The 26,094-nt window shown below is 41.4% G+C and carries 35 protein-coding genes and 1 pseudogene; 10 read left to right on the top strand and 26 right to left on the bottom strand.

Going from position 1 to position 26,094, the window contains the following annotated elements:
- Positions 1–9 precede the first annotated feature (9 nt).
- Positions 10–354: a DUF3221 domain-containing protein gene (locus NSQ29_RS10645; RefSeq protein ID WP_341125003.1), complete on the top strand. Its 345-nt coding sequence runs from the start codon at positions 10–12 to the stop codon at positions 352–354.
- A gap of 173 nt (positions 355–527) precedes the next feature.
- Here NSQ29_RS10645 and NSQ29_RS10640 read toward each other — a convergent pair whose 3' ends face one another.
- The gene (locus NSQ29_RS10640; RefSeq protein ID WP_341125002.1) at positions 528–743 is read right to left on the bottom strand and encodes a hypothetical protein; all 216 of its coding nucleotides are present in this window, start codon (positions 741–743) and stop codon (positions 528–530) included.
- Between the two features lie 222 nt (positions 744–965).
- Between NSQ29_RS10640 and NSQ29_RS10635 the strand changes: the two genes are divergently transcribed.
- On the top strand, positions 966–1,310 hold the full coding sequence (locus NSQ29_RS10635) for a hypothetical protein (RefSeq protein ID WP_339241474.1): 345 nt from the start codon (positions 966–968) through the stop codon (positions 1,308–1,310).
- Between the two features lie 259 nt (positions 1,311–1,569).
- Here the strand turns inward: NSQ29_RS10635 and NSQ29_RS10630 are convergent, their stop codons facing one another.
- The 5 genes from NSQ29_RS10630 to NSQ29_RS10610 all read right to left on the bottom strand — a co-directional run bounded on the left by NSQ29_RS10630 (position 1,570) and on the right by NSQ29_RS10610 (position 3,501).
- Complete coding sequence (locus NSQ29_RS10630) at positions 1,570–1,848, bottom strand: holin (protein WP_341125001.1); 279 nt, start codon at positions 1,846–1,848, stop codon at positions 1,570–1,572.
- A 106-nt stretch (positions 1,849–1,954) separates the two neighbouring features.
- A complete protein-coding gene (locus NSQ29_RS10625) occupies positions 1,955–2,620 on the bottom strand; it encodes a M15 family metallopeptidase (protein ID WP_341125000.1) in 666 nt (221 codons plus the stop codon).
- 2 nt (positions 2,621–2,622) lie between these two features.
- On the bottom strand, positions 2,623–3,021 hold the full coding sequence (locus tag NSQ29_RS10620; protein ID WP_341124999.1) for a hypothetical protein: 399 nt from the start codon (positions 3,019–3,021) through the stop codon (positions 2,623–2,625).
- Positions 3,022–3,099: 78 nt separating this feature from the next.
- Positions 3,100–3,231 (bottom strand): XkdX family protein, encoded by a 132-nt coding sequence (locus NSQ29_RS10615; protein WP_339241483.1) that lies wholly within the window; start codon positions 3,229–3,231, stop codon positions 3,100–3,102.
- Complete coding sequence (locus NSQ29_RS10610) at positions 3,232–3,501, bottom strand: XkdW family protein (protein WP_341124998.1); 270 nt, start codon at positions 3,499–3,501, stop codon at positions 3,232–3,234.
- 89 nt (positions 3,502–3,590) lie between these two features.
- On the opposite strand from NSQ29_RS10610, the pseudogene NSQ29_RS10605 reads away from it, so the two are divergent.
- Positions 3,591–4,142 (top strand): annotated as a pseudogene (locus NSQ29_RS10605) (site-specific integrase); the annotation flags it as partial.
- A 241-nt stretch (positions 4,143–4,383) separates the two neighbouring features.
- On the opposite strand, the gene gerQ reads toward NSQ29_RS10605, so the two are convergent.
- The 6 genes from gerQ to NSQ29_RS10575 all read right to left on the bottom strand — a co-directional run bounded on the left by gerQ (position 4,384) and on the right by NSQ29_RS10575 (position 9,315).
- Positions 4,384–4,845, bottom strand: a complete 462-nt coding sequence (gene gerQ / locus NSQ29_RS10600) for a spore coat protein GerQ (RefSeq protein WP_076283593.1) — start codon at positions 4,843–4,845, stop codon at positions 4,384–4,386.
- 125 nt (positions 4,846–4,970) lie between these two features.
- Positions 4,971–5,402, bottom strand: coding sequence for a cell wall hydrolase (locus NSQ29_RS10595; RefSeq protein WP_042188711.1), 432 nt, complete (start codon positions 5,400–5,402; stop codon positions 4,971–4,973).
- Positions 5,403–5,614: 212 nt separating this feature from the next.
- Entirely contained in the window at positions 5,615–6,007 is a 393-nt protein-coding gene (locus NSQ29_RS10590) for a DUF2500 domain-containing protein (RefSeq protein ID WP_042194012.1), read from the bottom strand.
- Between the two features lie 191 nt (positions 6,008–6,198).
- Positions 6,199–6,375 (bottom strand): hypothetical protein, encoded by a 177-nt coding sequence (locus NSQ29_RS10585; RefSeq protein ID WP_179085723.1) that lies wholly within the window; start codon positions 6,373–6,375, stop codon positions 6,199–6,201.
- A gap of 241 nt (positions 6,376–6,616) precedes the next feature.
- Positions 6,617–7,906 (bottom strand): WD40/YVTN/BNR-like repeat-containing protein, encoded by a 1,290-nt coding sequence (locus NSQ29_RS10580; protein WP_341124997.1) that lies wholly within the window; start codon positions 7,904–7,906, stop codon positions 6,617–6,619.
- A gap of 26 nt (positions 7,907–7,932) precedes the next feature.
- The gene (locus NSQ29_RS10575) at positions 7,933–9,315 is read right to left on the bottom strand and encodes an amino acid permease (RefSeq protein WP_076283591.1); all 1,383 of its coding nucleotides are present in this window, start codon (positions 9,313–9,315) and stop codon (positions 7,933–7,935) included.
- Positions 9,316–9,487: 172 nt separating this feature from the next.
- Here NSQ29_RS10575 and NSQ29_RS10570 point away from each other — a divergent pair, with 172 nt between their 5' ends.
- Positions 9,488–10,411, top strand: a complete 924-nt coding sequence (locus NSQ29_RS10570) for an L-lactate dehydrogenase (protein WP_042188714.1) — start codon at positions 9,488–9,490, stop codon at positions 10,409–10,411.
- Positions 10,412–10,501: 90 nt separating this feature from the next.
- On the opposite strand, the gene NSQ29_RS10565 is transcribed toward NSQ29_RS10570, so the two are convergent.
- Positions 10,502–11,407, bottom strand: coding sequence for a tyrosine-type recombinase/integrase (locus tag NSQ29_RS10565; protein ID WP_076283590.1), 906 nt, complete (start codon positions 11,405–11,407; stop codon positions 10,502–10,504).
- A gap of 63 nt (positions 11,408–11,470) precedes the next feature.
- A complete protein-coding gene (locus NSQ29_RS10560; protein ID WP_341124996.1) occupies positions 11,471–12,367 on the bottom strand; it encodes a LysR family transcriptional regulator in 897 nt (298 codons plus the stop codon).
- Positions 12,368–12,494: 127 nt separating this feature from the next.
- Here NSQ29_RS10560 and NSQ29_RS10555 point away from each other — a divergent pair, with 127 nt between their 5' ends.
- Positions 12,495–13,817: an APC family permease gene (locus tag NSQ29_RS10555; RefSeq protein ID WP_341060960.1), complete on the top strand. Its 1,323-nt coding sequence runs from the start codon at positions 12,495–12,497 to the stop codon at positions 13,815–13,817.
- Positions 13,818–13,904: 87 nt separating this feature from the next.
- The gene (locus NSQ29_RS10550) at positions 13,905–14,861 is read left to right on the top strand and encodes an alpha/beta hydrolase (protein WP_341124995.1); all 957 of its coding nucleotides are present in this window, start codon (positions 13,905–13,907) and stop codon (positions 14,859–14,861) included.
- Positions 14,862–15,100: 239 nt separating this feature from the next.
- Here the strand turns inward: NSQ29_RS10550 and NSQ29_RS10545 are convergent, their stop codons facing one another.
- From NSQ29_RS10545 to NSQ29_RS10525, 5 genes are all read right to left on the bottom strand, one after another.
- A complete protein-coding gene (locus NSQ29_RS10545; RefSeq protein ID WP_341124994.1) occupies positions 15,101–15,481 on the bottom strand; it encodes a hypothetical protein in 381 nt (126 codons plus the stop codon).
- A gap of 3 nt (positions 15,482–15,484) precedes the next feature.
- Positions 15,485–15,661 carry a spore gernimation protein GerPD gene (locus NSQ29_RS10540; RefSeq protein WP_341124993.1) on the bottom strand — a complete coding sequence of 59 codons (177 nt, stop codon included), beginning with the start codon at positions 15,659–15,661 and terminating at the stop codon, positions 15,485–15,487.
- The gene (gene gerPC, locus NSQ29_RS10535) at positions 15,642–16,094 is read right to left on the bottom strand and encodes a spore germination protein GerPC (protein ID WP_341124992.1); all 453 of its coding nucleotides are present in this window, start codon (positions 16,092–16,094) and stop codon (positions 15,642–15,644) included. Before gerPC ends, NSQ29_RS10540 begins: the two co-directional genes overlap by 20 nt.
- Before the next feature lie 210 nt (positions 16,095–16,304).
- Entirely contained in the window at positions 16,305–16,526 is a 222-nt protein-coding gene (locus NSQ29_RS10530) for a spore germination protein GerPB (protein ID WP_341124991.1), read from the bottom strand.
- A 12-nt stretch (positions 16,527–16,538) separates the two neighbouring features.
- Entirely contained in the window at positions 16,539–16,763 is a 225-nt protein-coding gene (locus NSQ29_RS10525; protein WP_036687577.1) for a spore germination protein, read from the bottom strand.
- Positions 16,764–16,878: 115 nt separating this feature from the next.
- On the opposite strand from NSQ29_RS10525, the gene NSQ29_RS10520 reads away from it, so the two are divergent.
- Entirely contained in the window at positions 16,879–17,337 is a 459-nt protein-coding gene (locus NSQ29_RS10520) for an Hsp20/alpha crystallin family protein (RefSeq protein WP_341124990.1), read from the top strand.
- 237 nt (positions 17,338–17,574) lie between these two features.
- Positions 17,575–17,751 (top strand): hypothetical protein, encoded by a 177-nt coding sequence (locus NSQ29_RS10515; RefSeq protein WP_339241515.1) that lies wholly within the window; start codon positions 17,575–17,577, stop codon positions 17,749–17,751.
- Between the two features lie 131 nt (positions 17,752–17,882).
- Here the strand turns inward: NSQ29_RS10515 and NSQ29_RS10510 are convergent, their stop codons facing one another.
- The gene (locus NSQ29_RS10510; RefSeq protein ID WP_341124989.1) at positions 17,883–18,821 is read right to left on the bottom strand and encodes a GNAT family N-acetyltransferase; all 939 of its coding nucleotides are present in this window, start codon (positions 18,819–18,821) and stop codon (positions 17,883–17,885) included.
- Positions 18,822–18,969: 148 nt separating this feature from the next.
- Between NSQ29_RS10510 and NSQ29_RS10505 the strand changes: the two genes are divergently transcribed.
- Complete coding sequence (locus NSQ29_RS10505) at positions 18,970–19,365, top strand: hypothetical protein (RefSeq protein ID WP_143759354.1); 396 nt, start codon at positions 18,970–18,972, stop codon at positions 19,363–19,365.
- Between the two features lie 175 nt (positions 19,366–19,540).
- Here NSQ29_RS10505 and NSQ29_RS10500 read toward each other — a convergent pair whose 3' ends face one another.
- The 5 genes from NSQ29_RS10500 to NSQ29_RS10480 form a co-directional block, all read right to left on the bottom strand.
- Complete coding sequence (locus tag NSQ29_RS10500; protein WP_341124988.1) at positions 19,541–19,759, bottom strand: hypothetical protein; 219 nt, start codon at positions 19,757–19,759, stop codon at positions 19,541–19,543.
- Between the two features lie 54 nt (positions 19,760–19,813).
- Positions 19,814–20,062: a hypothetical protein gene (locus NSQ29_RS10495; RefSeq protein WP_341124987.1), complete on the bottom strand. Its 249-nt coding sequence runs from the start codon at positions 20,060–20,062 to the stop codon at positions 19,814–19,816.
- A gap of 60 nt (positions 20,063–20,122) precedes the next feature.
- Positions 20,123–20,536, bottom strand: coding sequence for a VOC family protein (locus NSQ29_RS10490; RefSeq protein WP_042188733.1), 414 nt, complete (start codon positions 20,534–20,536; stop codon positions 20,123–20,125).
- A gap of 34 nt (positions 20,537–20,570) precedes the next feature.
- Positions 20,571–21,494: a ketopantoate reductase family protein gene (locus tag NSQ29_RS10485; RefSeq protein ID WP_341124986.1), complete on the bottom strand. Its 924-nt coding sequence runs from the start codon at positions 21,492–21,494 to the stop codon at positions 20,571–20,573.
- 287 nt (positions 21,495–21,781) lie between these two features.
- Positions 21,782–23,557 carry an ABC transporter substrate-binding protein gene (locus NSQ29_RS10480; protein WP_341124985.1) on the bottom strand — a complete coding sequence of 592 codons (1,776 nt, stop codon included), beginning with the start codon at positions 23,555–23,557 and terminating at the stop codon, positions 21,782–21,784.
- A gap of 143 nt (positions 23,558–23,700) precedes the next feature.
- Here NSQ29_RS10480 and NSQ29_RS10475 point away from each other — a divergent pair, with 143 nt between their 5' ends.
- The gene (locus NSQ29_RS10475; RefSeq protein WP_339241526.1) at positions 23,701–24,936 is read left to right on the top strand and encodes an MDR family MFS transporter; all 1,236 of its coding nucleotides are present in this window, start codon (positions 23,701–23,703) and stop codon (positions 24,934–24,936) included.
- 170 nt (positions 24,937–25,106) lie between these two features.
- Here NSQ29_RS10475 and NSQ29_RS10470 read toward each other — a convergent pair whose 3' ends face one another.
- Positions 25,107–26,063 carry a helix-turn-helix transcriptional regulator gene (locus NSQ29_RS10470; RefSeq protein WP_339241528.1) on the bottom strand — a complete coding sequence of 319 codons (957 nt, stop codon included), beginning with the start codon at positions 26,061–26,063 and terminating at the stop codon, positions 25,107–25,109.
- Between the last annotated feature and the right edge of the window lie 31 nt (positions 26,064–26,094).

Here is a 26,094-nt window from a genome sequence, read left to right as displayed (position 1 = left end):
AGAAGGTCCATGTTTCAAAAACCACGTACTACTATTAAATGGAATCTTATTTTTGTTTTTTTGTTATTAGTCACCGCCTGTAATAAGAATGATGAAGTTTTGAAAGGAATTGTACACACAATAGATTTAGAAAATAAAAGAATTTTAGTAATTTCTGAATTAAAAGAAGAAGACTTGAACAAGGATTACAAAGAAGTCCTTGACTCTGGTGAGTACTCCCAGGCCATTTGGGTAAGTAAGGTTGCAACTTCTAAATATAAAAAAGGTGATCAAATAGAAATATCCTATGACGTAAGTGATGATTCATTTCCAGCTCAAGTGACCGCAAAAAAAATCACTAAAATCAAGAATTGAACAATGAAAAATAGAATCTACTATGAGGAAGCGACGTCCCCAAAGGGACGCCGCTTTTTTGTGTAGAAATAAAGAAATATGGGACATTAAATAAATTCAACATCGCTCTTAAGGGTGATTTCTGAATCAGGATACCCTTCCGAACAGTTAAGGTTAATAGAGTTTTTTTGCCCTTATGCCAAAACCATCCTAAACTCAAATTCATTTCTCATGTAATAAGCATCAGCAACCTTAACGCTCACTGGGCTCCATTTCTGGGCTGGACCCTCACAATCAATTATGCAGCCAGCCAGATCACCACGCCGTTCAAGTATATCTACTTGTGACTGTGACAAAGCAGCTGTTAGAAATTCAACATCCGTCTTCAAGACTTTGTATACATTACTCAACACGATCACTCCATATGTTTTAATTAAGTTTGATAAAGATAAGTTTTAGAACTCATATGTATTCCACATCATTTATATTCATGTTACCCCAAAACACACTCCTGCATATAGGATACTAGAATTGGAACATTATGTATATGTCGTTATGTCATACGATAAGAGAATCACTCGATTTATATCATAATTGGATTGTATCCCAAATAAAGGAAAGAAGGTTGAATTATGAAAAAGAAAATTTTACTTGGACTTTTAACTGTTGCTACCTGTTTTTCTCTAGGGTCGACCTCATTCGCTTCGACCACCTCTGCCACAAGTCTACCTGACACTAATCAATCATCACAAATAACCCCATTCCAAGATTTTTCTACTGTGATTAATTTAGTTGTTGGAGATCGCACTTGGGTCACGGGATATTCATTTGTGATTGTTTCTACTGATGGAGCTGCTATTTTAGAACCCTATAATGAAGATGCAATTTATGCTCTCAAACCAGGTATCACAGTTATAAGAGCTGATTTTGGTAATGGAAATTGGATGTATTATTCAGTAGTGGTAAGAGCATCTTAATACTACTAAATTAAACGTTCATATTAATTTCCCCGTCATATAAACCTGGCGGGGATTTTTATTTCTCCAAACGTCCGGCAATCCCACCCTTCAGTATAAATTCCAATAATCAGGATTACCTAGTTTTTCTTATGAGCAAATAAAAAAGTTGCTTTCCCGTTCCTCAATTTATAGTTGGCTTATCTGATAAAATGCTAATAGAGCAGAAATATCTGTAAATGACAAAAGCCCACTAGTCAAAACCAGTGAGCTAATTTCTTTATTCTTTTGTAGTCCCATCCCTCTTACTAAAAGCCAGTTCAAATAGCCCAGTTGCTGATAATCCCGCTAAACCGCCAGCCCATAACCGTAGAGTCAAATCCAACTCTGTAAAAGGATAAGCCACAACACCAATCACTAAGCCGATAACTAAGCCAATCAAAGGTAATATATTATTAGGCACGTTAACCGACTTCTTTACAAACTGTACTCCCGCCATCACAAAAACGGCGATCACCGAGGAGAACGCCAGTACATTAGTTAGGTTTTGATTGTCCATTAATTATTTATCCCCCTTCGCAAATAATCCCATGTTGTACAACATTTGAATCACATTAAGTTCTAGCTTTGACTTTTCTGCCGATGTAGTTATCGCTCCAACCGCTTTAGCAGCCGTAAATAGCCTCTGTATAATTGATGGCATAGGTTTCCTTGCCGGAGATATTTAAACGCTTCTCAATAGTTGCTAGGCGCTCATCCTGCTTAACTACGATTGCTTCTAACTCCTCAATTCTACTCATGTCTTCCTTTACCTCCTCTTTTAGTCGATTTATAATAGCCGTTGCTTTTGCCATTGCTGTTTCAGTTGGCTTGCTACCTGCTCGCAGCTGAGTGAGTGTTAAACCAAAGACCATTTGGAAATGAGGATAACCCTTAAATGTTGTCCAGTCGCCTCCCCACTCAAATCCGAGCCTCTTGGCCTCTTCCACCACTTCAATCCAGTCTTTGATGTTGTTTCCGTTGTAGTCTCGGTTCATATCCCAAGAGACACTGGACCCATTCGGCAACAAAAGTGCAAAATCTACAGCCAAACCATAATTGTGATAACTATACCCGCCTTTAGCGTTAGTCACGATAGATCCCGGCTTAGTACGCCCTTGAGCGTAGAGAGCGTCTTGCTCAGCAATAGTCCGTAACCCTTGAGTTATTAAAATAGGCACTCCCCGAGCGTAACAGCGTTCAATTAATACTGTAGCAGCAGCCATAATCACCGGTTGCAATCCTAACAATCTTGTAGATGATTTACTCCTTACTTGATCCAGTGTAAGCATATTTACCTCCCTAAAAATTGGTTAGCCACAATCACGCCAATGGTAATACCAATGATGTACTTAACAAAATCAAGCCACATTTTACGTTCTGACCCACTATCCTTATTGTCTTGTTGCAATAGCATGAATATCTTATTTTCAAGAGAATCAAATTTCCCCATAATCTCACCAAACTTAACTTCCATTTTTATTGTGGATTTCTCCATTTGTAAAATGCTCTCTTCGTGTCTCAGACCAGCTGCTTCAAGTAAGTTCATTTTTGCGTTAGTATTGGCTAGGTCTGCGGATATTCGTGAAAATTCACTGGAAAGACCGAGTAAGCCCTTTTCAACATCTTCCAATCGGTGCATTGGCACTACATCCCCACCCCCTCCTTCTTGGTTTGCTCCCCCAATGGACATAAAACAACTCCCCTCTCTATCTATTGTTCAATATAAATAGCCCCCGTAATTGCTACGAGGGCAAAATAAAAACGCCTACTATATGGCGCTATCTGTAATCTCTTTAGCTTGTTCAGTCGTTATCTTTTTGGCGGTAACAAATACCTGTACTTGCTCCCCCGTATACAACCCTGCGTCAAAGTATCGCTTAATCAGTGCGTACCAGTTCATTTACAACACACCTCCTTCCACGAGGCTCAGGAGTAAGGCTGCCTGGTCCTGTTCCGCTTGATCTTGCCTTGCCTGAGTCTGCACAAGCTCCAGTAATAAAGCAGCGTTATCGACTCGGAGTTTCTCAGTCTCCGTCAGTTCTGGTGGTTTATTAGCCTCAGCTTCCAGATATGCCACCCATGCGGCCTGTAACTCTTCTTCTGTCGGCTGTGGTACGTCCAGATTCCACACCGCGATAAACTGCCCACGATCTACAATGTCATAATCCACACCACGGTTTAGGTGATGATCTAGAGACGTTTTATTTTTTGCTGTTTAGCGGAGTGCGACCCGGAGAATTTTGAGCATTAGAGTGGCCTGATTTCAACTTCGAAACTCGTGACGTTCATATTTATAAAACTCTTCACTTTCCTCAGGGTGGAAGTGGCGCATACCAATTAACACCTCCAAAGACTACCGGATCCGTCCGGACCTTTGATGTGGATGATTTCATCGTTGAGATGTTTAAGCGGTTAAAGGTAACTCAGTCCTCTCGACATAAAAGATACAAGGAGCTCCACGATGATTTTGTAGAGACTCAGTTTATTTTGACCAATAACAACGGAACACCATTTACAAACTGGAAGTTAGTTAATCGTATGGCTCGTCTAATGAAATTAACAAACATCAAGAAGCACGCAACTCCTCATATATTTCGACACACGCACATCACGATGCTAATCGAAGCAAGTATAGCCTCTGGCTCTCAGATTGATCTCAAAACGATTATGAAGCGTGTAGGTCACGATGATGCAAAAACCACACTCAAGATTTATACCCATGTGACAGAACGAATGATTCAGAGCAGTAGTGACAAACTAAAAATCCACTTCCAAAACATATTAACTCCCAAGGATCTGCCGGAAATGTGATTTTTCTGTGATTTCAAGATAAAAAAAAGACTCAAAATCCCTTGTAAACACTGATATATCAAGGTTTTTTGAGTCTTATACAATTTATTATATTAATATATTGGGGCAAACCGCAAGCATGCGTGTCCTTTCGAAAAAAAATGGGTCTTTATTCCCCTTATTATTCCAAAATATCAGTATGTATAAAGAAAACCCCCTCACCGTTAAGTGTTGGGGTTCATCCAGAAATATAAGGACTTGATTAGCGACAGTTTCTTGTTGTTGGAGGATTACCGATCACTCCAGGGTACTGGTAAGTAAGGGGCTCATCAAATGTAGCATAATCAAAATAAATCATAAGTAATACAGTACGTTGACCAGTTACTGGGTCACTAATAATAATGTGGTCACGGCCCGCAGCTTCCAGCACACCCTTGTAAACTTTGGCATTCCACTCTTTGTTATTTTCGTAAGTAAAATAAAATGTACCTACTTTGCCTAAATTCAGTCTGAAAATATTTTCGATATACGATTGTTCAAACTGTTGAGGTGGGTTTTGAACTACAACCCCTCCTGGAGTCATCGGACTTCCGCTGCTAACTTGTGGCGGCATGCTACCCATGCCTTGCATTCCTTGCATTCCTGTAGACATTGGCATTTGCATACCTGAAGAAGAAACACTACCAATAGTATAAGTGACGGGACGGTATGGTTGAACGATCATTTAATGAAACCTCCTAAATGTTTATCGGAGCAGTTGCTCCCTTTGGACACAAAAGAACATTTACACTAGCTTACTGAGAGAATTACTCATAATAATGAGTAATTCTCTTTAACACAGTTACCCTGTTAATTACCAATAAATACAGACGGACAATCTTCTCCAGTCGGAGTAAAGAAGCAATGAGCTTTAAAGCGGCCTGTGTTTTGTTGGTTATACCAGGTTGGAGGGCAATCTCCTACAGGACGGAAGAACCATAAAGCATTGGTCGCTGGCCATGTTCTTTCACCTGCAATTGCACGTTTAGCAAGACGAATGTCTGCTTCTCTTGCTCGTTGATAGAAGTAGCTTTTCTGCGGGGCTTCGAATCCTCCTGGACTTTGATAGACCATGTCATTCACATTACGAATGTTCAAAAAATCAAGGCAATTGCCAAGAATCCGGTTGACACCAACATTGCCGACCATAAGCATACCGAGATCTCCATCTTCCTCAGCTTCCGCTCTCATCAACCGCGCTAGCACCTTCACATCTTCCGAGTTCGTTTTGATGACGGCCACGCTGTCTCCTCCTTGGGGTTGCTTCGTTAACAACCTCGTTCTTAACTGCATGGTGTATTGTATGTGCATTAGCCCAAGAGGTGACAGTTCCAACCTAATTTTAAAGCCATTTGCTTTCCGTTAGGTTCTTAATAGTCCGCAAAAAAAACCATTCTCTCTGCTCCGTTGAATGGAACAGAAGAATGGTTTAAGAATGAATGTATAGCTAATGACTACTCCGCTGTGGAGTATTGTGGTTGTCGCTCAAATCCGTGATATCTGGTTCCTTGATAAGTAAGCATGCCTTTATCGCCTTCTGCACTCATTCCATATTCATGGCCATCTACTTTAAATTCAATTCGACTGCCCCCATTCAATTCGTACGTTAAGTAGTAGGTTGTACTCGTACGACTTGAACCATTATCTTCTTGAACCTGCTGCTGTCTTATTTCACTCCGCTTGCTGACGATACGGGCAGGGATGGTTAGCATGGGTGAGCTATTGTTCCGGCTCCATTGAAGCAAACCCCTGCCTGCTGATACTGCAAGAATACCAACCATTACAATGAGAAAAATTGGCATCACTGTTCCAGAGAAATCAAACATCCATGAAAGATCCGGGCCCATTCCCATGACATTTTCCCCCTTCATACCCATTAATTCAACCCTAAACTTAGCTTCAGGCACTTCTGTACATGTATATGCCTCTTCTAGTCCAGAAAGCATTAAATTAGTGAGACTTCATGCAAAAAGACCACTTCGTTTTCTTAGAAATCAAGAAATCGAGTGGTCTTTAATCATAATTTTGAGTGATCAGATTAAGCATGAACGAGGTCTAGCAATTGCTTCGTTTCGTCAGTCTCAACATCTAACATACCATTGTCTGCCCAGCATGCTCTGCATTGTTCTTCCGTTTCACACAGGTGGGCGTCATCACAGTTGTAGCAAAGTTGCAGCAGGTTTCTTGTCATATAATCTGTTTCAAAAGTTTTCATTGTAATCTCTCCTATTCGAAAGTTAAGTTTGTGAAAATTTGAACTTGTTCTATGTGTTAAATATATCACACGATCATTTAAATGTCATGTGATTTTTTTCACATCTATAAAGAAAATTTTAATTAAGTTTTTTCCTTATATTCAATCAATCAAAAACATATTGATTTAGAAGTTCATTCTTATTCAAAAAAAGCTGTTTCAAAAGTATTATCCTCTACTTTTGAAACAGCTTCACTTCACTTTACATCACACGCCAACTAATCCCACCATTTGTAGTTTGTAAGAGGAGCGAGCGTTTTTGTTCTTTTTTCTCAAATAAAAGCCATCCCACCTCTGTGGAAATAAACTGCATCTTAATCGTCTCAGGATATTCCTCAAGCTTAGACTGCAGAACACTGCTCTCCTTTAGAGGGAGCCAAGTTTTCCCTTGGTTAGCGGTATGGTAAAGAGTATCACCAATAATGGCCCAACCAACTTGCGAATTCAGAAACGTCGGAGCGCTCTGATGATTCCCTCCGGTTGGACTCTTTAATTCAAATGGTGTAAATTTCCAGTTATCTCCACCATTAGCGGTAAAGTAACCATGGTAAGTAATCGTCTTATCTTTATCATTTTGGCAGCCCACAGACATCCAACCATTAGTCTTACTAGCATCGAAGAACTCTGGTTTGCCAGTAATGACTCTGTCACAGCTTTCCAGTTGTTCATTTACCAGAAAAGACTGTCCTGGATTCCAACTCTGACCACCGTCCTTAGTTATAAAGATCTTAGGAAGGGCACCGGTCTGCAAAGTCACAAATCCTTCTACACGACTCTTGAAGATCATTCCAGTACTTACACCTGTGAACGGGATCGAATGATTGGGAAGGTTCGGATTATACTGTTCATTCTGCATCACTTCTTCCCATGTGGCCCCACCGTCTGACGTTGAGTAAATCGCCTTGCTTTCCTTATTAGGAGTAGCGTTCGCAGAGGTCATTAGCCATCCCTGAGTTGGTGAATTGAAATAAACGGAAGATACATTATTATCATCACCTAATGAAGAGATTTTCCAGCTTTTCCCTCCATCTGTGGTTCGTAGCACTATATTCTCTGTCGTACCAAAAGCACTTCTTATAATCCAACCATGGTTAGAGTCAGTAAAAAAGATGCCTTTTCCATAAACAGGTGTGGACAGGAACTGCACATTGGGTGCAGGAGAAATATTAGCCCAGGTCGCCCCGTTATTATGGGTAACGTACAAACGAAGTTCATTTTTTGTTACCCCCCATACCATGCCCTCTGTCTCACTAAGCAGATGAAAACCCGTAATTCGAGTTTGAACCTGATATTTCGGGCCACTCTCTTTGTTAGTATTGTTACTTGGTGGTGTAATCAGAGTAATCGTCTGTCCTTCTTCCGGTGCTTCTGTAGGCTGTGGCTGTGGAGAAGGCTCCGGTGGTGGTGAAGAACATGCTGAGACTATCCACGCTAAAAAAAATAGCATCATAAACATTCTTAGAGTTTTCAATCCAGCGGTTCTAGATGTCAATGCCCTCTCTCCTCTCAATTGGAATCTTATTTATGATTTAACTTACTATTACGGTAGCCGTATAGAAAATAGATCAGAAGTCCAAGACTCGTCCAAATCAGAAACCCAATCCATGTCTCACTTCCTAGATTATACATCAAATATCCGCATGTTGCCGCACTTAGCAATGGAATGAAGGGTACCCAGGGTACTCTGAACCCTCTTTTCATATTGGGATGAATAACACGCAGGGCAATTACCCCCAAAGAAACGACAAAGAAGGCAAACAGTGTTCCAATACTTGTTAAGTTAGCCAATCGATCCAAAGGAATAAAGCCCGTTAATACAGCTATAATGATCCCAACCATCCACGTACTACGAATAGGTGTCTGTGTTTTAGCATTGATCTTAGACAATCCTCGTGGTAAAAGACCATCACGTGAGATTGCGAATAACAGTCGGGTTTGACCGAACAGCATTACGAGCAGTACGGTGGTCATTCCCGCAATAGCTCCAACAGAGATTAGACCCGCTATCATATCTTGATTTACAACACGAAGCGCATAAGAAACGGGATCACTAACATTGAGATCCGTATACGGTATAATACCTGTTAATACAAGTGAAACTAGGATATACAATACAGAACATATAGCAAGGGATGAAATAATCCCTATAGGCAAATCGCGCTGTGGCTGCTTTACTTCTTCTGCAGCAGTCGATAACGCATCAAAACCTATGTAGGCAAAGAAGACAGTTGCCGCACCGTTTACAACACCTTGATAGCCAAAGGGTAGAAATGGAGTCCAGTTCTCTGGTTTAACATAGAAAAATCCAGTTACGATAAACAAAAGCACTACAGCTATTTTGATAACGACCATAATCGCATTAAAACGAGCAGTCTCTTTAGTTCCCCGAGTTAGTAAGTAGGAAATTAGTAAAATGATTATTACTGCTGGTAAATTAATAATGGTACCTGCTTCCGCATTATACGCCCCGGATAGTGCTGTAGGAATATGGATACCAAAGCCCTCTAAAAGTCCCTGCAAATAGCCTGACCATCCACTGCTTACTGCAGCTGCTGCAACGCCATACTCTAACACAAGGTCCCAACCCAAAATCCAAGCGAGTAATTCTCCAAAAGCTACATAACTATAAGCATAGGCACTTCCGGAGACCGGGATGGTCGATGCAAACTCTGAATAACAAAGGGCTGACAGCACGCAAGCAAACGCGGCTAACAGGAATGAAATGACAAGGCCAGGACCAGCGTGTTCTGCTGCCGCTACTCCTGTCATTACAAAAATACCAGTACCAATAATCGCTCCTACACCTAACATGGTTAGATCCAGCGCACCAAGTGTTTTGTTTAACTTGGTTGCACCCGAGTTTGAAGGTGCGATTAGCGGTTTTTTGCGAAATAAATCCATTCTCACATTCTCTCCTGTCTAGTCTTGTTGTCAAATTGATTAGAGAATTTCTATTAAGTATGCCCAAAATGGGGTAATGCATTAAATAAGACCTGCTTGAAAACAATATCGTTAGCGATTATGATGGACAAGATTAAAAGCTAAAAATTTTAATTACTGAGGAGATGGAATCATGGCCCCCCCGAAACCCAATCGTGTCGTAGTCATTGGTACTGGAGCAGTTGGTACAACAACAGCCTATACATTACTGCTACGGAGACGTATGCCTGAGCTCGTACTTATTGACGTTAATCAAAAGAAAGCCCTTGGAGAAGCATTGGATATGAATCACGGCATGCCCTTTGTTGGTGGTGTGAAGCTATGGGCTGGTACATATGAAGATTGCCGGGAAGCGGATATCATCATTGTAACTGCCGGTGCATCACAAAAACCGGGTGAAACCCGGATAGATCTTCTCCGCAAAAACATTTCAATTTTCAAAGATATCGTTCAAAAAATCACCAAATATAATCAACATGCGATACTACTTATTGCTACTAATCCTGTAGATATTTTGTCATATGCCACTTTGAAAATAAGCGGTTTTGATCGCAGAAGAGTCATCGGTTCCGGAACGGTGCTGGATAGTGCACGTTTTCGCTACCTGATTGGACGCCACAAAGAAATTGATCCACGCAGTATTCATGGTCAGATTATCGGGGAACATGGAGACTCGGAACTTCCTGTTTGGAGTCTAGCGAATGTTGCCGGGATTGATCTCGGTTTTGACGAAGCAGAACAAGATGAAATATTCCAGGATACTAAGAATGCCGCTTATGAAATTATTGATGCCAAAGGTTCAACCTCTTACGCAATAGCATTAGCACTAGATCGTATTGTGGTATCCATTCTTCATAATGAAGGCTCTGTATTGAACGTATCTACTTTATTGAATAATTATAACGGAGTTTCGGATGTCTACCTTGGCGCCCCTTGCGTCGTAGATCGGTCCGGTGTACGAGAAGTACTAGATCTTCCATTAAATGAGACAGAACGAGCTCTATTCCAGAAATCTGCCGAGAAGCTTAAAGCTGAGATAGCTAAGCTAGAACTATAAGCAAATGAATACATGGGGCTCTCCCTGTTGTCATGATACATGGCCGGGGATAGCCCCTTTTTCACGAAAAGAATTGCACCTTGAATTCTATCAAATCTGGACTTGCAATTTCGACATGGCTTCTTCCTTCTCACGGCTCGTGATATGCGTGTAAACCGTTGTTGTCTGAATGGAAGAGTGCCCCAGTAGCTCCTGAACCGTCCTCAGATCCGCACCTTTTCGTAGCAGCATGGTAGCGAAGGAATGTCGTAGCTTATGGCTGGAATAGGGTCGACGTTGTGCAGCAGGCACATCCCTTTGGAAACGATCGAAGGTGTCCGCAGCGATTTGCTGAATGCCACGTATGGACAGCCTGCGTCCTTTTTGTGAAATGAACATAGCTTCCTCTTTACTGCGCCAAGGATTTAATCGTTCTTCTATTGCCAGATCGAGAAAAGGTACCACATCCTCTGGAATCGGTACATTACGCCATTTACGTCCCTTACCGAACACTCGAAGGGAATGTCTTTCTACATTATAATCACTTAAATTAAGCGTGTGGACTTCCCCCACCCGAAGCCCCATATAGGACATCAGTAAAAAGACTGCTAAATTACGACCTTTGTATTTCCCATCTATAGAAGACAAAAATCGCCCCAGATCACCTTCATCTAAGTAGACCGGTTCGCGATTGATCTCAGTTTTAGATTTCTTAATCCCAGCTGCAGGATTGGTTAGAAGCAATTCCAGCTCAATTAATGCCTTAAAAAAACAGTTAATTGAGGCATGCTTCCGGTTACGGGTAGCATCACTTACTCCACGTTCACGCACTGACGTAAGAAAAGAAATAACATGTAACTTCTTTACGGACTCTAGCTTTTTACCATTCAGACTTTCTAAAAACTGTTTTACATCCACTAAATAGGATTTCTGCGTATAGGGAGTGTAACCGGCATCCTTCATCCAGATTAAAAAAGCCTCAAGCCCCTCTTCGTAGTCTTCACTCCACTCATTCATGGCTTCGAGCCTCCCTTGATTTCGACAATCTATTGTACCATAGAATAGCTACAAGAATTAAACTTAGCTGCTCCATTTTTCAGCATGCTTTTGCACAGCTTTTAAAAACTCTGTTAGAACAGGAGATTTCCATTTCTTATGATGATAGGCAATTTGAGTAGCCACACGCTGCGATTCATCATTCCAACTCAGCCTAGCTAACTTCCCTTCCGCTAATTCGTTGCTCACTGTAATCATTGGAATAAAAGCAATGCCTAGACCCGCCATAACACATTGCTTGATCGCCTCAATACTCCAAAACTCTAACGTAGGGTCCGGAAATACCCCGTGTCTGTTTAAATGATGTTCAAATAAAGTACGGTAGCTACAACCAGTTTCCGTATGCAATATCGTTTCTCCCTTAAGATGAACCGGTTCTACCACTGGAAGACTCAATAAGGGATGATCCGGCGGAGCGATCAGGGTCATTTGTTCATGCACCAGTGTTTCTATATTCAGATCTTTATCTTCCATCTCTGGTTGAAGTAGGAAGGCCAAATCCAATTCACCGGATCGAACTAAATCCGTTAGCTCCCAGCAGACCCCAGGCTTCAGAAGAATTTGGACCTTTGGATATTTCACGCGAAACTCCTTGATAATGCCTGGTAAGCGAAAAGCAGCCAGAGATTCAGGTGCACCAATGCGTAAAGACCCCGTTAGCTCACTCTCGGAGCGAAGAGCATCTTGCGCTAGAGAGTGCATTCTGGAGATCTCTTGAGCGAATGGGAGCAGACGGCGGCCTGCATCGGTTAGGATGATCTTTTTACTGATCCGATCAAATAAAGGCTGACCTATTTCAGTCTCTAACGCTTGGATCTGTGCGGTAATACTGGATTGTGCATAATCAAGCTTCTGTGCAGCGCGTGTGAAGCTACCCGTCTCCACTACGACTATAAAGGTAAAAAGATGACGTGATTCCATACATGCCCCCTGAATAATAGTTACCCATCGGAATTTCGAATGGATACTATCCAAAAAATCTGTTTTTCCAATGGATCTATTATCTGCTACTCTATAACAAAAGACAATGAAAGCAGGATTAAAAATCATGAAAGATTCAAGTTCAACCACTTTACGAAGAAACATCGGCATGCCGCAAGCCATAGCTCTTTATATCGGCGCTGTATTGGGCTCGGGAGTCTTAATCGTTCCCGGACTGGCTGCAGAAATGGCAGGTCCCGCTTCATTGCTGGCATGGGGATTTATGACGCTGTTGATTTTACCAATGGCATTATCGATGGGCCTGCTCTCTGCCAAATTTCCTAACGCAGGAGGCGTGTCCCACTTCGTTACCCTTGCTTTCGGACCTAAAGCCGGATCTTTAGTGGGCTGGTTTTTTCTAATGTCTGTTCCGATTGGTGCGCCTGTCGCTGCGCTGACCGGAGCTGGTTATATGACAGCCGCAATGGGCTGGGATGAACCTGCGAGAATTACTATCGCTGCGGTGATGTTGGCCATTGGGCTAATTACAAACTGGATTGGTATGCAAGTGGCGGGAAAGGTACAAATTGCTGTAGTGATTGCGATTGTAGCTGTTCTCGTCTTCTCCTTTGCTACCGCGCTTCCTCGGATGGAGGTTGAACACTTCACTCCCTTTGCCCCACACGGATGGATGAGCATTGGACAGGCTGCAGCAATCCTATTTTGGTGTTTTATTGGTTGGGAAGCTGTCTCACATCTCTCTGAGGAGTTCAAAGATCCACAACGTGCTGCAGTCAAAGGTGTGACCATCGCTGCTATTATTGTAGGTGTTCTATATTTCTTATCCGCTTTAGCAACGGTTGGCACACAAAGCTACCTTAAAGGTGGGTCGAGCACTTCACTTGTCTGGATCATCAGCCAGCCTCTTGGACGCTGGGGAGGATTTATCGCAGGACTTACAGGTCTCTTCATCTGTACAGCCACCATTATCGCTTATGCCGGTGCTGCCTCTCGTGTGGCTTATGCGTTATCACGTCAGGGCTATGCACCGCAATGGATGGGGAGACTATCCAAACCATATCATACCCCTATCGGTGGGATAGCTTTCCTGCTCCTCTGTTTTGTAACGGTCATGTCACTGTACAGCAGCGGATTGATATCTATCACTACTTTGATCCAGTTTCCAAATGCGACATTTATCCTGACTTATATCGGAGGTTGTGCTGCGGGGATACGCCTACTTAAGGGAAGTAGATTAGGCGTAACGATTAGCTGGATCTCTTTTCTAGCTACCGCTGCTGTGTTTCCTTTTACGGGCTGGGCGATAGGGTATCCGTTACTTATTACTTTGATGTTTATTTTGATCTTCCGTATCAAACATAAACAAGCGGTTGCCGGAATAAGGGATTTAAAAAGTGAAATTCGTGAGGATCAACAAAAAGCATTGTAAGACTCATGTCGTTTCAGCATTCGTTTAGATGGTTATGGTATGAAGAGGGTAAACTATACTATGACCAGACAAAGGAGACGATACATCATGTCAAATCAACCAAAGATCATTCTAGAGCCAGCAGCGCAGAAATTTGCCGATGATAATTCCAAGCCTCCGTTCCTTCCTGATCTTGGACCAGATAAAGGTCGTGAGACGGTAGATACTGTACAATCCAGTGAGATATATAAACCTGAAGTCGAAATTGAAGATCTTATGGTGCCAGGAGGACCTAATGGTAATGTTTCCATAAGAATTGTTCGGCCTCCTAGCTCCTCTTCCGCGTCGTTGCCAGTGATCCTTTACATTCATGGTGCTGGCTGGGTGTTTGGTAATGCACATACCCATGACCGCTTGATCCGTGAGCTAGCTGTTGGAGCGGAGGCTGCCATTGTTTTCCCAAATTATAGCCTCTCTCCAGAAGCTAAATATCCTACAGCAATTGAAGAAATCTATGCTGTTCTGAAATGGATCGCTGCACAGGGTAGTGAACATGCACTTGATGCTAGCAAGCTATCCATAGGCGGTGATAGTGTCGGTGGAAATATGGCAGCCGCCATTACGCTTATGGCTAAAGAACGCAGTGGCCCGAAGATAGGGAAACAACTTTTGTTCTATCCGGTAACGGATGCCTCCTTTGATACCGAATCTTATCATGAATTCGCAGAAGGATACTTCTTGCAGCGTGATGGAATGAAATGGTTCTGGGATCAATATACAACTGACCCTGAGGAGCGGAAGCAGATCACAGCCTCCCCGCTTCGAGCTAGTGTAGATCAGTTACGCGATCTACCCGAAGCACTAGTCATAACGGGTGAAGCAGATGTTCTACGTGATGAAGGTGAAGCTTATGCCGCCAAATTACGTGAAGCTGGAGTCACAGTCACGGCAGTTCGTTTTCAAGGGATCATACATGATTTCGTGATGCTTAATCCTTTAGCTGAAACCAATGCCAAAAAAGCCGCCATCAAGCTGGCGACTACATGGCTTCGCGAAGGTTTCTAAATAAATATGTTCGTTCACCAAATTAGAGAAAGCCTGCAAATGTGCAGGCTTTCTCTAATTATGAGTTTAATGCTATTTCAATAGCTGAATGCCTTTGATGGCCCTCCTTTTCATAGCTCGAAACTCCTTTATTTGTGAAAAGTACTTTCTTATAGGACAGTACCTTATATTAGTTAACATAATAATGATTATGTTAACTATTTTATTTTTATAAAATAAGTATCAACAAATATGCTAAATTACCCCTCATCTTCTGAAGCTATTTCTCGCTTGAACTCACTGGTTCGACTCTCCAGATAAACTGAGCCACCATTTCCAATCTGGAAGGTCGTCCCAGACCCAATCGATAAAATCCTAATATATTGCATGTTAATCGTTGATTCCTTGGAATCATTCAAAATCTTAAATTCATCTTCATTCACTTGCTTCGGCCATGCCATGAGTGGGATCTCTAAGGGTGAAGCCTCTCTATTATTGCCATTAATCTCTTTTATGTTATATAGGTAATTTTCTTTATTTCCCACAAATTTAGACTGAATCCGCTCTACAGATCCACATATGAAAATCGAACTGTCAGACAGATTATTGATATACACATCTAGTATACGTGAGGTGTGCATTTATTAACTGCCTTTTCGGACTTGATCTGGAGCACTCGGAGCATACTCTATCACGCTGTCAAACGCCGAAGAACAGTTAATCGTCTGTGTATCCCCTACTAAAAATACTGAAGAACCTGATATCGAAACCACTTTTACTGCGTTTACATTTATGTCTCTGTTAATCACGGTTACTTTCATGCGGCTTCCGCCTTCCAGTTATGTTTATTTCCAAATGCCGTTCTACCGCCGTAACAATATCTCGTTTGATTTGTTCAACAATAGAAGCACTTTCCTCTTCTGTGTATCCACGCCCTTCTTCTGCGGCAGGAAGCTGGCTTACATACTCGTTAATCCGGCCATCCATCTGATTCAGCAGATCCTGAGTTACCATTTGGATATACTGCTCATCAATACTTAAGTTCTGTTCTTTTTCTAAGCGTGAAAATTGAGAAGGAACTTCCTCTTGCACATACTTCAGAATCTCTGGACGAATTTTATCCGATATTGCAGTTGGTGTCCCTCCCTCTTGCTCCCCAATAGGCTTACCATTGATCATCGCTTCATCCAGATTATTTCCCTCATTTGGTGTAATGCCTATATTTAAAGTGCCTTCCAGCTTCTCGATTTTCAATTATTCAAAATGATAACTTATAGGACCTATACTTGCAATGTTATTGTTCTTTATGCTGACTACTTCACACTGTAAATCTTGGAGCTGTTTTTCTAGAAGTCGAATCTTTTCAGTTTGTATTCTTAATGCGTTAAAGACTTGCTGAACATAATACGGATGCATACAACCCCCTCCTATGGTTTATTGTATGCGAAGGATAAGAGCCTAATTCTAGCGTGTATATAGTTCAGTTGGTGGAGGCAAGGGTACAAGAGGTGAATCACTTACCGCTGGTGATGGCGCAGGAGGAGATTCTGGATCGTCACTAGACTGATAACTATGAGACAAGGCATTAATTCGGCCGGAAGTACCGATCTGCAGTACCGATGAATTTGAGATCGTACCAATTTTCAGATGATTGACCGATATGCACTGATACACCGTAATATTCATGTAAACCCACCCTTAAGGAGGCGATACTTGATCCACCACATCTGAATCCATCGTGTTCGTACTGCTGGCTGCATTATTCGTAATGTTTGTACCTATGGAGTCACCTATGGAGAAGGAGTTGGCACCGGCATAGATTTTGGAGTTACTGCTCAAGATAACAGATGCCGTATTTCCTACTAAGACTGTGGAACTGGGGCCTACGCTGTTGATTTTAATATTGCCGATGATTGAAACCACCAAACCACTCCTCCCTTCGGAATGATAACCTATTCTATGTAGATATCCGCCCAGATGTCACTGAATAAGTCATACGCCCATACAATGGATTAAAAATGAAGGAGGTTGAGCGTTCATGAGTCCGAATAAATCAAACCCTTTAAATTGGATGAACGAAGATCCCTTTTTTAAGAAAAAGTTATCCTTAAAGTCGCTTGAAGAGCAATGGAAGCTGGATCCAAGCCAGATCGATGGATATGTTGAAAAAATAATCAGAGAAGCTACCGCGGCCACCTCTTCCTCATTGACGGACGAAACCTCAAGTCTGCAATTTGAGCATCTAGACACACATAATTATTTGATCACGAAAATTCGTATTCCAAGTGGAATTCACCCCGAAAGTATTTGGGCACAAATCAACCGAACACAAATCAAATTAAGCGGTCTCGGAAAAGATCATAGCGAGATCATCCCACTCCCCGTTCCAGTCAATCCCGATCAGAGCAGAGGCACTTATAAACAAGGCTCATTGCAATTCAGAATGCCGAAAATGTCAGTAGGTAAATTTAGAGATATCGACATCCGTTATTTATAAAAAAATCCTTAAAATCCCTCCTTTTTGCTCGTCCAAGTGGCGATCTCTCCTCAAAAAAACGTCTTAAAACTAAAACAGCGTATAATTTAAGTTATGCGCTGTTTTTTTAGGGCGTTTTTCGCCCTTTTTATCCTTAATTTTGTCTGCAATCACAAAGGAATTTATAAGCTTTATTCTCCGAACTTTAAGGTTCCCTCGCTCATAAGATAGGGTATCAATCGCAAAGGTGGGCTATTTATGTCTAAAAACAAGCGTGGCAAAGCACTCTGGCGTATGCCATCCCGAAGCAGAGGAACATGTCTGATCTGCGGCAGCACTCGTATTAAGCTGTTGTACATCGGAAAAGGACTTTCTGGCGAAAAGGTTAACGTGTGTAAGAAATGCGAGGGTAAACAAGTAACTAACAGTAACTGAACAAAATTGTTCAGAGGATTTCCAGTCATCATTTATTACAAGGCGAACGGATTACTAAAAAAGTGCAATCCTGTCATCGAACCTCGATGAAACTGAATCACACTTTGCTTAGTAATCCTCCACTTCAAAAACTATAGGAGTTCTATACGATACCGTCTTTCCTCACTCGATAAACTGAATCCGACAGATTCATAAAGATGCAATGCAGAATCATTATCTGTTAACACCATTAAATAGGCTTCTTCAAGTCCATGTGTTCTGAAATAGTTTAACGCTTGAGAAAGCATGTACGTAGCAATCCCAAATCTTCTCCACGGCTCTAGTACAAAAACATTTTCAATATACCCACTTTTCTCTTCCTGCCATACCATCAAGCTGCCTACAACCCTCTCCCCTTCTCGAACAACCATAGAGTTCCAAAGCGGATTTTGCTTAAACTGAGATAGCCGTTCTTTCCCGAGTGGGGTTTCTGGCCAAACCTCTGCTTCCAATTCTAAATAAAGATCTTCTTCTTGTGGCGTCTCCATCATCCAAGTTGCAAATTCAAATTCCTTTTTCAGTTCAGGTACGGTGTAGGAATGATCAAGAGTATGATTCATTTTAAATAAGCTATTGAATTGACAGAAGCCCTTTTCTTTTTCAAAAAATTGCGTATTTGCGATCTCTGATGCGTTATTCCCGACACATAGCGTCGTTTTGTACGCTGTTGATAAAGTTTCCTTCAATTCAAGTGCTCTCAAGAGGAGCGTTTGATACATGCTCTCTAATAAATCGTAGTCTTCTGCTCGTTCAGGTATTGTTTTCAAATTCAAATAGATCGAATGTCTGCTTTCCTTTGAACGCCCAGGTGGCACAATATTTATGATCTCTACTTGACCTTTGGCAACCATTTTTCCATTTTCAAAGGCGCAGTACACATTCTCCCAGTTTTCTTCATCACCAACCCACCAAAAAACAGCATTTCCCCGCGAAGTGACCGAGTTATATAACTCACCCAGTAATGGCATGTCCCCTTGTTCAAAATGACGAATCGTTATTCCTTCTGATGAAAGAATCGTAGATTTTGTCAAAACAAAACCCCTTTTCATATAAATTTTGGCATACATTAAGGGTAGCACAACTCTTCCAATTTCACTTGTTAATGAATAGTTATAATTAATTCTTATATACCGTAACATTTATCGAGTGAACCCTGTCTTACTTACATAGGGGGACTGCATGATGAAGAGACGATTTTTTATAGGTATTGCTATATTTTCAATGGGTATTGTGATAGCTTTCGGGATCAGTACGATATCCAATATTCTGAGTCCATTTAAGAGTTTCTTGCTCACTGTAGATAATCAGTCGGATGATGATATTAGCTCTATTGAAATAGGTTTAATCCATACGGATTCCAAGGAATTATTTACAAGTCCCATCAAGAAAGGTGAAACGAAAAGGTTCAAACCTACACTGAGCTTAAGTGGTGAAGGTTCTATATACCTTAAGTATACTAACGCAAAAGGACAATCCACCCAAGAAACTGTATGCGGTTATACAGAGTATCTATCTGGTTATTCAACTGTCACGATTACTAATGAGGGCACAACTGTTGTTCAGCAATGTAATTAAATCCGTTCTTCTAAGAAGAAACGATAGTGTCGTCTTTTTAAGATGATAACCGTTTCTCGTAAAAATATAAGGATAAAGTATACTGTGAAATTTATACTTTATCCTTATATTTTCAAAAAAAGAGGAGGTAAACCCTATTAGGTTCACCTCCTCTTTTCATTTATGCAGCTTGCGATTATACCTCCTGAACTGCAGCCCTCGAGATCAGATAATAGTCGTTGAAAGACACCAGTGCGTTGCCCACAATTTTTGAATAACCACTATTTAATAGTGCGCTGATTCTTTGCTTAGCGGTAGGAATGGCCTTGGTAATCATCGCATCAACCCTAAAACAATCATAGAACTCCTTCTCAATCATAGAGAGGATCTCTGTAAGAACTCCTTCATTCTCCAATCTCGAGATCAGATCAAGCCTTAGAACCCCAATCAGTCCTACCTCTTCAACGCTCTAATTTCTCGCAAAAAATTCAACAGTACCAACAGCTTTATCACTATCTTTCTCTACAATACTAAATCGAACGTAAACATGTCCTGCATATTCATCCAGCCAGAATCGTATACAGCCACTCATCTCTTCTATCGTTTGAAAGTTAAAATCGTTATTACAGTTATCGCTATTGAAGAGCGGGATAGAAGCAGCGTCTGAATAACATTCCAGTAGGTCCTCAGCGTCTTCCTCTTGAACCAATCTATACATCAATTGATCACTTTCAAATACCGGGCATTCCTGATATGGGCCTTCTTCAAAGTTTTCTTGTTACGCATTCCCCGAAAAATTTAATTGCCAAGTCACGCCAAATCTATCCGCTACCCAGCCAAATTTCGGACTAAACGGATAGCTTCCAAGAGGCATTAGGACCTGTCCACCTTGCGCTAATGATTCGTAGACCCGATCAATTTCAGCTTCACTCTCACAATTTACATATAAGGATATCGCTGGAGTAAAGGTAAACCCGTGCTGAACATAACTATCTATACACATAAATACTTGTCCATGCATAGAAAAGGAAGCTTGCATTACACTCCCTTCAGGTCCTGCTTCATTCGCTCCATATCGCTTAATGCTAATAACTTCGGAATCATCAAACAAGGACGTATAGAAATTCATAGCTTCTTCTGCCTTACCTTCGAACATTAGAAAAGTCATGATCTTTTGATTCGTTTCCTTCATAATTGTCCAGCTCCTTATTGTGATTTAAAGTAGATCATTTCATATCATTAACGCTTTCGTATACTTTCAAACGGGCATACACGGTTTCGAGAACCGGATACGCGCCTTGACCCGGAACAGCCATAGCCAGAAGTGCCCCATGCAGATGGTCCGCTTCTACAGGTAGTTGCTTATGCATATCCCGATGCATGGATGAAGTAAATTCAGGTAACACAGAAAGCATCTTTTGCATCGTGGAAGCTATATTTTTCGGTCCCACAGGCATTCCAGCATTTTGAGCCAAGCTAACAATCTCTTGAAGAAGCTGCTCATAGATTGCACGTGCTTTTGGGGAAGCAAAAATAGGCCCAACAGAGCTGTCCATTAAAGTGGTAATCCCACTTAGACTAGCTACAAATATATATTTCTGCCACACTTCGCGCTGAATGTCAGAACTTAATGTCACTGTGAATCCAGCATGATCCAAATGACTCAGAAGCAACTGTGTTCGTTCTGACTCACCACCTGCCCATTCACCAAACACAATACTATGGAACGAACTGCTTTGAACGATAGTACCTGCTGAATCTAGAGTTGTTTCTATATAACAAAGACCACCCAGTACATGTTCTGGGCCAAAACGCTTCTGCAAAATGCTAAATTGATCGTAACCATTGAGGAGCGGGAGGATCAGTGTATGTTCACCAACGTAGGGTTCAATGTCATTCATCACCTGAGGCAAATGGTATGCCTTGACCGCTATAATAATGCAGTCGAAGGGCTCTACTGCTTCCCTATTAGAAATCGTTCGTACAGAAGTCTGAAAATCCCCATGAACACTTTTTACAATCAAACCGTCCGCTTCTAACTGAATCTGTTTGGCATTTCGGACGAGAAAAGTAACATCTTCTCCTTTTTGAACTAGACGACCCCCGAAATATCCACCTATAGCTCCTGCACCCACGATAAGAAAACGCATAATAATCTCCCCTTCTTTTCCCTTAATTTAAACAAACAAAAAGACCTTTTAGCTATCTGCTAAACAGGTCCGAAAGGCAAAAAAAGAGTCAAGTATCGACCGTTCTTTTGTCTCGGTCCTTACGGATCTGAGCAAAATCCAACGAGTTCACCTCCATGGCTACAAGTTAATTACTATTCATTTATTAAAACCTATTAGAGCACCATTCGATGATTTATCGATACAGCCTCCCTGGAAAGTATAGCAAAAGAAAACATTCCTGTACAAGCATATTTAGGTAACTCTCCTTAAAGACTAGTAGTTTTGATCCACAGTTTTGAGATATCCAGAAATCCGAATGAACTGGTGTGAAGTCCAAACAAGCTTTGATTTAGCTGCGCTTTTTTATTCATATGACAACCATATAACACCCAATAGTTGTCCCTAAGCACACCTTCTGCCTGATCCAGCAACTTTATTCTTTCTTCCTTTGGGGATTGCGTGAAATCGGTAAGTACATCTGAGAATAACAAGATCTGTTCATCTCTCAGCAGAGAAAAAAGATAATTAAGTTTATTATTAAAGTAGTTAACCATTCCCCACTGCCAATCATCTTCAAGAACCTCTTCAGCAAGGAGGATTTCGGAGGTGTTCTTTATATCTGCTGAGTTAAACTCGTTGAATAAATACAGCTCAATATGCAGTCCTACTGAAGCAGCTCGTGCTTGAAGCCACAGGGCTTCTTCTCGCTCTTCTTTTTTATCTTTTGTAGCTAATCTTAAGGTCTCCCCCTGGTAGCCACTTGCTACTAGAAGCTCTCTCGCATGTTCCAGAATAGGCTCAATAATACTTCTCTTACTGCTCTCCCAAGGTAAAAAGCTATCAGCAGGGGTACTACGGTTCCCTCCTAACTCCTTAATTAAGGCTTCTCGGCTGTAAAGGATTCGTATAGCCTGCCGGAATAGTTGCTGTTGATGAATTCCGTCTTTATGGAAATTGAACAAGAGATATCGGCATCCCAAGGCAGGGTAGTCAATACTGTGGTTACAGATGATATTAGGTAATAAACCTTCCTGAGCAGATTCAGGAAGTTCATACAATCGTTCATTTGAAGCTTGTTCTGGCAAATACCAGATTTCCACACGATCTAGTAGCGGGCGTATACCGTAATAATAGTCAAATGCCGCGAGGACTAGCACATCTTCATTAAGATCTAGTAAACGATAGGGCCCTGTTCCACTTACTTCATTTAAAAGATCTACATCATGAGGAAGAATCGACATATGAATACAACTGAACATATGGAGAAAAAAGAGATTCGGACGAGACAGCTCAAACCTGATCCTGTGATCTCCTTCAAGCTCTACTCGTTCAATATCTTTGTACAAGCTCAACGCCGGACTGTTCAAGTCTATAAGTCGTTGAAATGTCTCTTTTACGTCTCTAGAGGTCATAGTCCTGCCGTGATGAAATCGCACACCTTTCCGTAGATAAAAAATATAACTAGTACAATCTTCATTGGCTTCCCACATATGCGCCAATCCGGGAAGAAAGGTATCACTTGCCGCATCATAGGTAACTAATGTGCTATAAATTTGTCCGAGTAAATAGGATTCAAACGCGGTATATACATAAGCTGGATCCAGCACTTCCATATGCCGGTTTCGTGTAATTCGCAAGACATCCAATCCTGATGTCGACTCCGTTTCACTACGGAAGCCCATCTGCTTATTTAACACCATTAATAACCGTTCCTTTAATGTGTCGCTAACCTGACCACGACTTAATAACTCTATAGCTTCCTTAATCTTCCCCTTATTAATCAGTTCCTGAAAGTTGTCCTCCAGCACCTCTTCAATCGTTCGAAGAAAAGTTAGCTGCGAGATATTTCCACGTCCTCTTCCAGGCTGCCAGTGTATAAAACCCTGCTCTTCAAGTTTTCGCAGAATAAACTTTACATTACGCGGAGTGCAGCACAGAATCGAAGCTAGTCTATCTATCGTCACAGGATTAGCTTCCCCTATATCTATTGAGGATGGGATGGCTATTGCTAAACATAAAAAATGATTACTAATATGGTCCACGATCGTTCACTCCTTTAAAGGTGAAACACTGTAAGTAATTCTTACACTTTTACTTCCCCCTTTTATCATTATAATTATACATATATCGTTAATGAATATGCAGTACTAAATTATAGCTATCAGATTAGGAGACCTTTTCAATTATGAACCAGCATCTTAGGCATATTCACCCACTAGCTTGGACCATCATCGTCGGTACGATGTTCGGACGTTTGGTAACTTCAATGAGCATTCCGTTCTTATCCATCTATTTAACCCAAGTCCTTGGAGCCACCCCCACACAAACGGGGATTACGGTAGCCGTCAGCTCTCTGGCGGGGGTAATGGCCAGCTTCTACGGAGGATATATCTCGGATATTGTAGGCCGCAAAATTGTCATGTTAATCTCCGTATTTGGCTGGGCGGCAGTATTCTTCGGATTCTCTGTTGCACAACATCTGTGGGTGTTCTTCTTGGTCAACACCCTGAACGGTTTATGCAGATCCGTGTTTGAGCCCACATCACGGGCACTTTTATCCGACATTACCCCTGCTGAAAGTAAGCTACTTGTATTCAATCTTAGATACGCTGCGATTAACCTTGGTGTTGTTTTTGGTCCGATTATTGGAGTACAGCTCGGTTCTGCCGAATCAACGTTTCCTTTTATGATCGCTGGTGTTGTATATGTTGCATATGGACTTGTATTATTCGTCCAATTTAAATTGCATCGTTCAACCATGCAGAGTCATACGCAAGCTGAACCACCACGTTTACTTGAAGCCTTGGCAACAACCGGTAGAGACCGTGTATTCTTGCCAGTTCTACTTGGTACAATCTTTTGTGTACTTGGATACGGACATTTTGGTTCAACTATGGCGCAATATTTAGCAATGAACACCCATTTCACAAATGGTGGGCAATTATTCTCCTATATGTTGTCACTCAATGCCATTACAGTACTCGTGGTACAGTATCCTATCGTACGTACTGCAAGTAAATTCTCACCGATTGTTCCATTGATTCTCGGAAATATCTGTGTTGCTATTAGTCTTCTCTTAGTAGGTTTAGCTGAAGGTGTAGCCCTTCTAATGTTTAGTGTCGTACTATTTACGATAGGAGAAGTACTGCTCTTTACGATGATGGATATGTTAATTGATCGGATCGCGAAGCCAGAAATGAAGGGTACGTACTTTGGAACGATTGGCTTTAACAATTTGGGGAGTGTAATCGCGCCTATCTTCGGCGGAGTGTTGTTGGATCATTATGGAGCTCAGAATGGCCTTACGATCTTCCTGCCACTCGCTTTAACCACGGCTATAGGTCTTCCTTTTCTAATCGTAGCGCACAAGAGGCTTACTGCCAGAGAGAAGTTATCTCTTGGCGTAGACGCTAGCACATAAAAGGCTAAATTTTTTAAATCTAAAGGTTATTATGGGGCAATCCCAAATTAGTTAACATATTAATTATTATGTAAACTTATTGAATGAATAAAGCCTATTCACAAATGAGCGGGACCGTTTCATTGCAGAACATGCAATCGAAACGGTCCCTTTTTCACAAAAAAATCATGCTAATTGTAAACCTCCTGTAGCAAATTCGCCTGTACTTTCACATATTGTCTCAGTTCCAAAGGTTCCACAATCTCGCCTTGTCCAAGTATTCCCCAAATATTCGTACATGCACTATCATAGCTATACATATTTACAGTAAGGGTTATTTGATCTCCTTCCTCTACTCTATTCATAATCTCCACCCCGTGTAGCGAGGCCTCTCTCCTCTTATCCGTTCTAATCAATACTGGGTAGATCTCTTCCTCTTTACAAGCTTGCTTGAATCCCCTCTCCTGCTGCTTCCAGTGCCTTTCTAATGAAAAGTCCTGAGGGATAGCATACTCTTCATCTATAAGCTGTGTAGAGGCGATTCGCTCACATTTAAACGTGCGGGTTTGTTCGATTTCTTCACAGTAGGCTATAAGATACCACTCTTCTTTTTTCACAACTAGACCATAGGGCTGTAATTTCCTGCTCGAGATGATTCCGTTAATCTTGTGGTACTCAATCTGTAGTTTCAGAGATCTCCAAACAGCAGTTCGAATCGATTCCAGACATGGAATCTCTAAGCGTTCTGTCCACCAAGGTGTATCATCAAAATAAAAACGTCTTTGTGCCTTCTGGATATCATTTTGATAGGAAGCGGGTAATGATTTTTCTAATTTCAAGAGGGTTGTCTTTAGCTTTAATCCGGAATCTGTATGTCCGCCAGTATGAATCCCCATTCCTGTTAAAAATAGATTGATTACATCTTCCCCATGAAGCTGATTTAGGTTAACAGTATACCCCTCCATCAAGGAGATGCCACCATTCGGTCCCGGCGTGGATAACAGTGGTATTCCTGCTTCAGCTAATACATCAATGTCTCTATAGATAGAACGTACGGAGGTTTCCAAGGCTTCAGCTAAGTCATTGGCCTTCATCTTCCCTCTTGATTCCACTAATAATAAAATTGCAATCAAACGATGCAAGCGCATGGGGAGCCTCCAAATCTTTCTTTTTTTTTTA

It is taken from the genome of Paenibacillus sp. FSL F4-0236 (assembly GCF_038000135.1).
Classification (GTDB): Bacteria; Bacillota; Bacilli; order Paenibacillales; family Paenibacillaceae; genus Paenibacillus_AQ.
The sequence above is the reverse complement of the archived record's forward strand: the minus strand, read 5'-3'. Positions and strand labels throughout refer to the sequence as shown.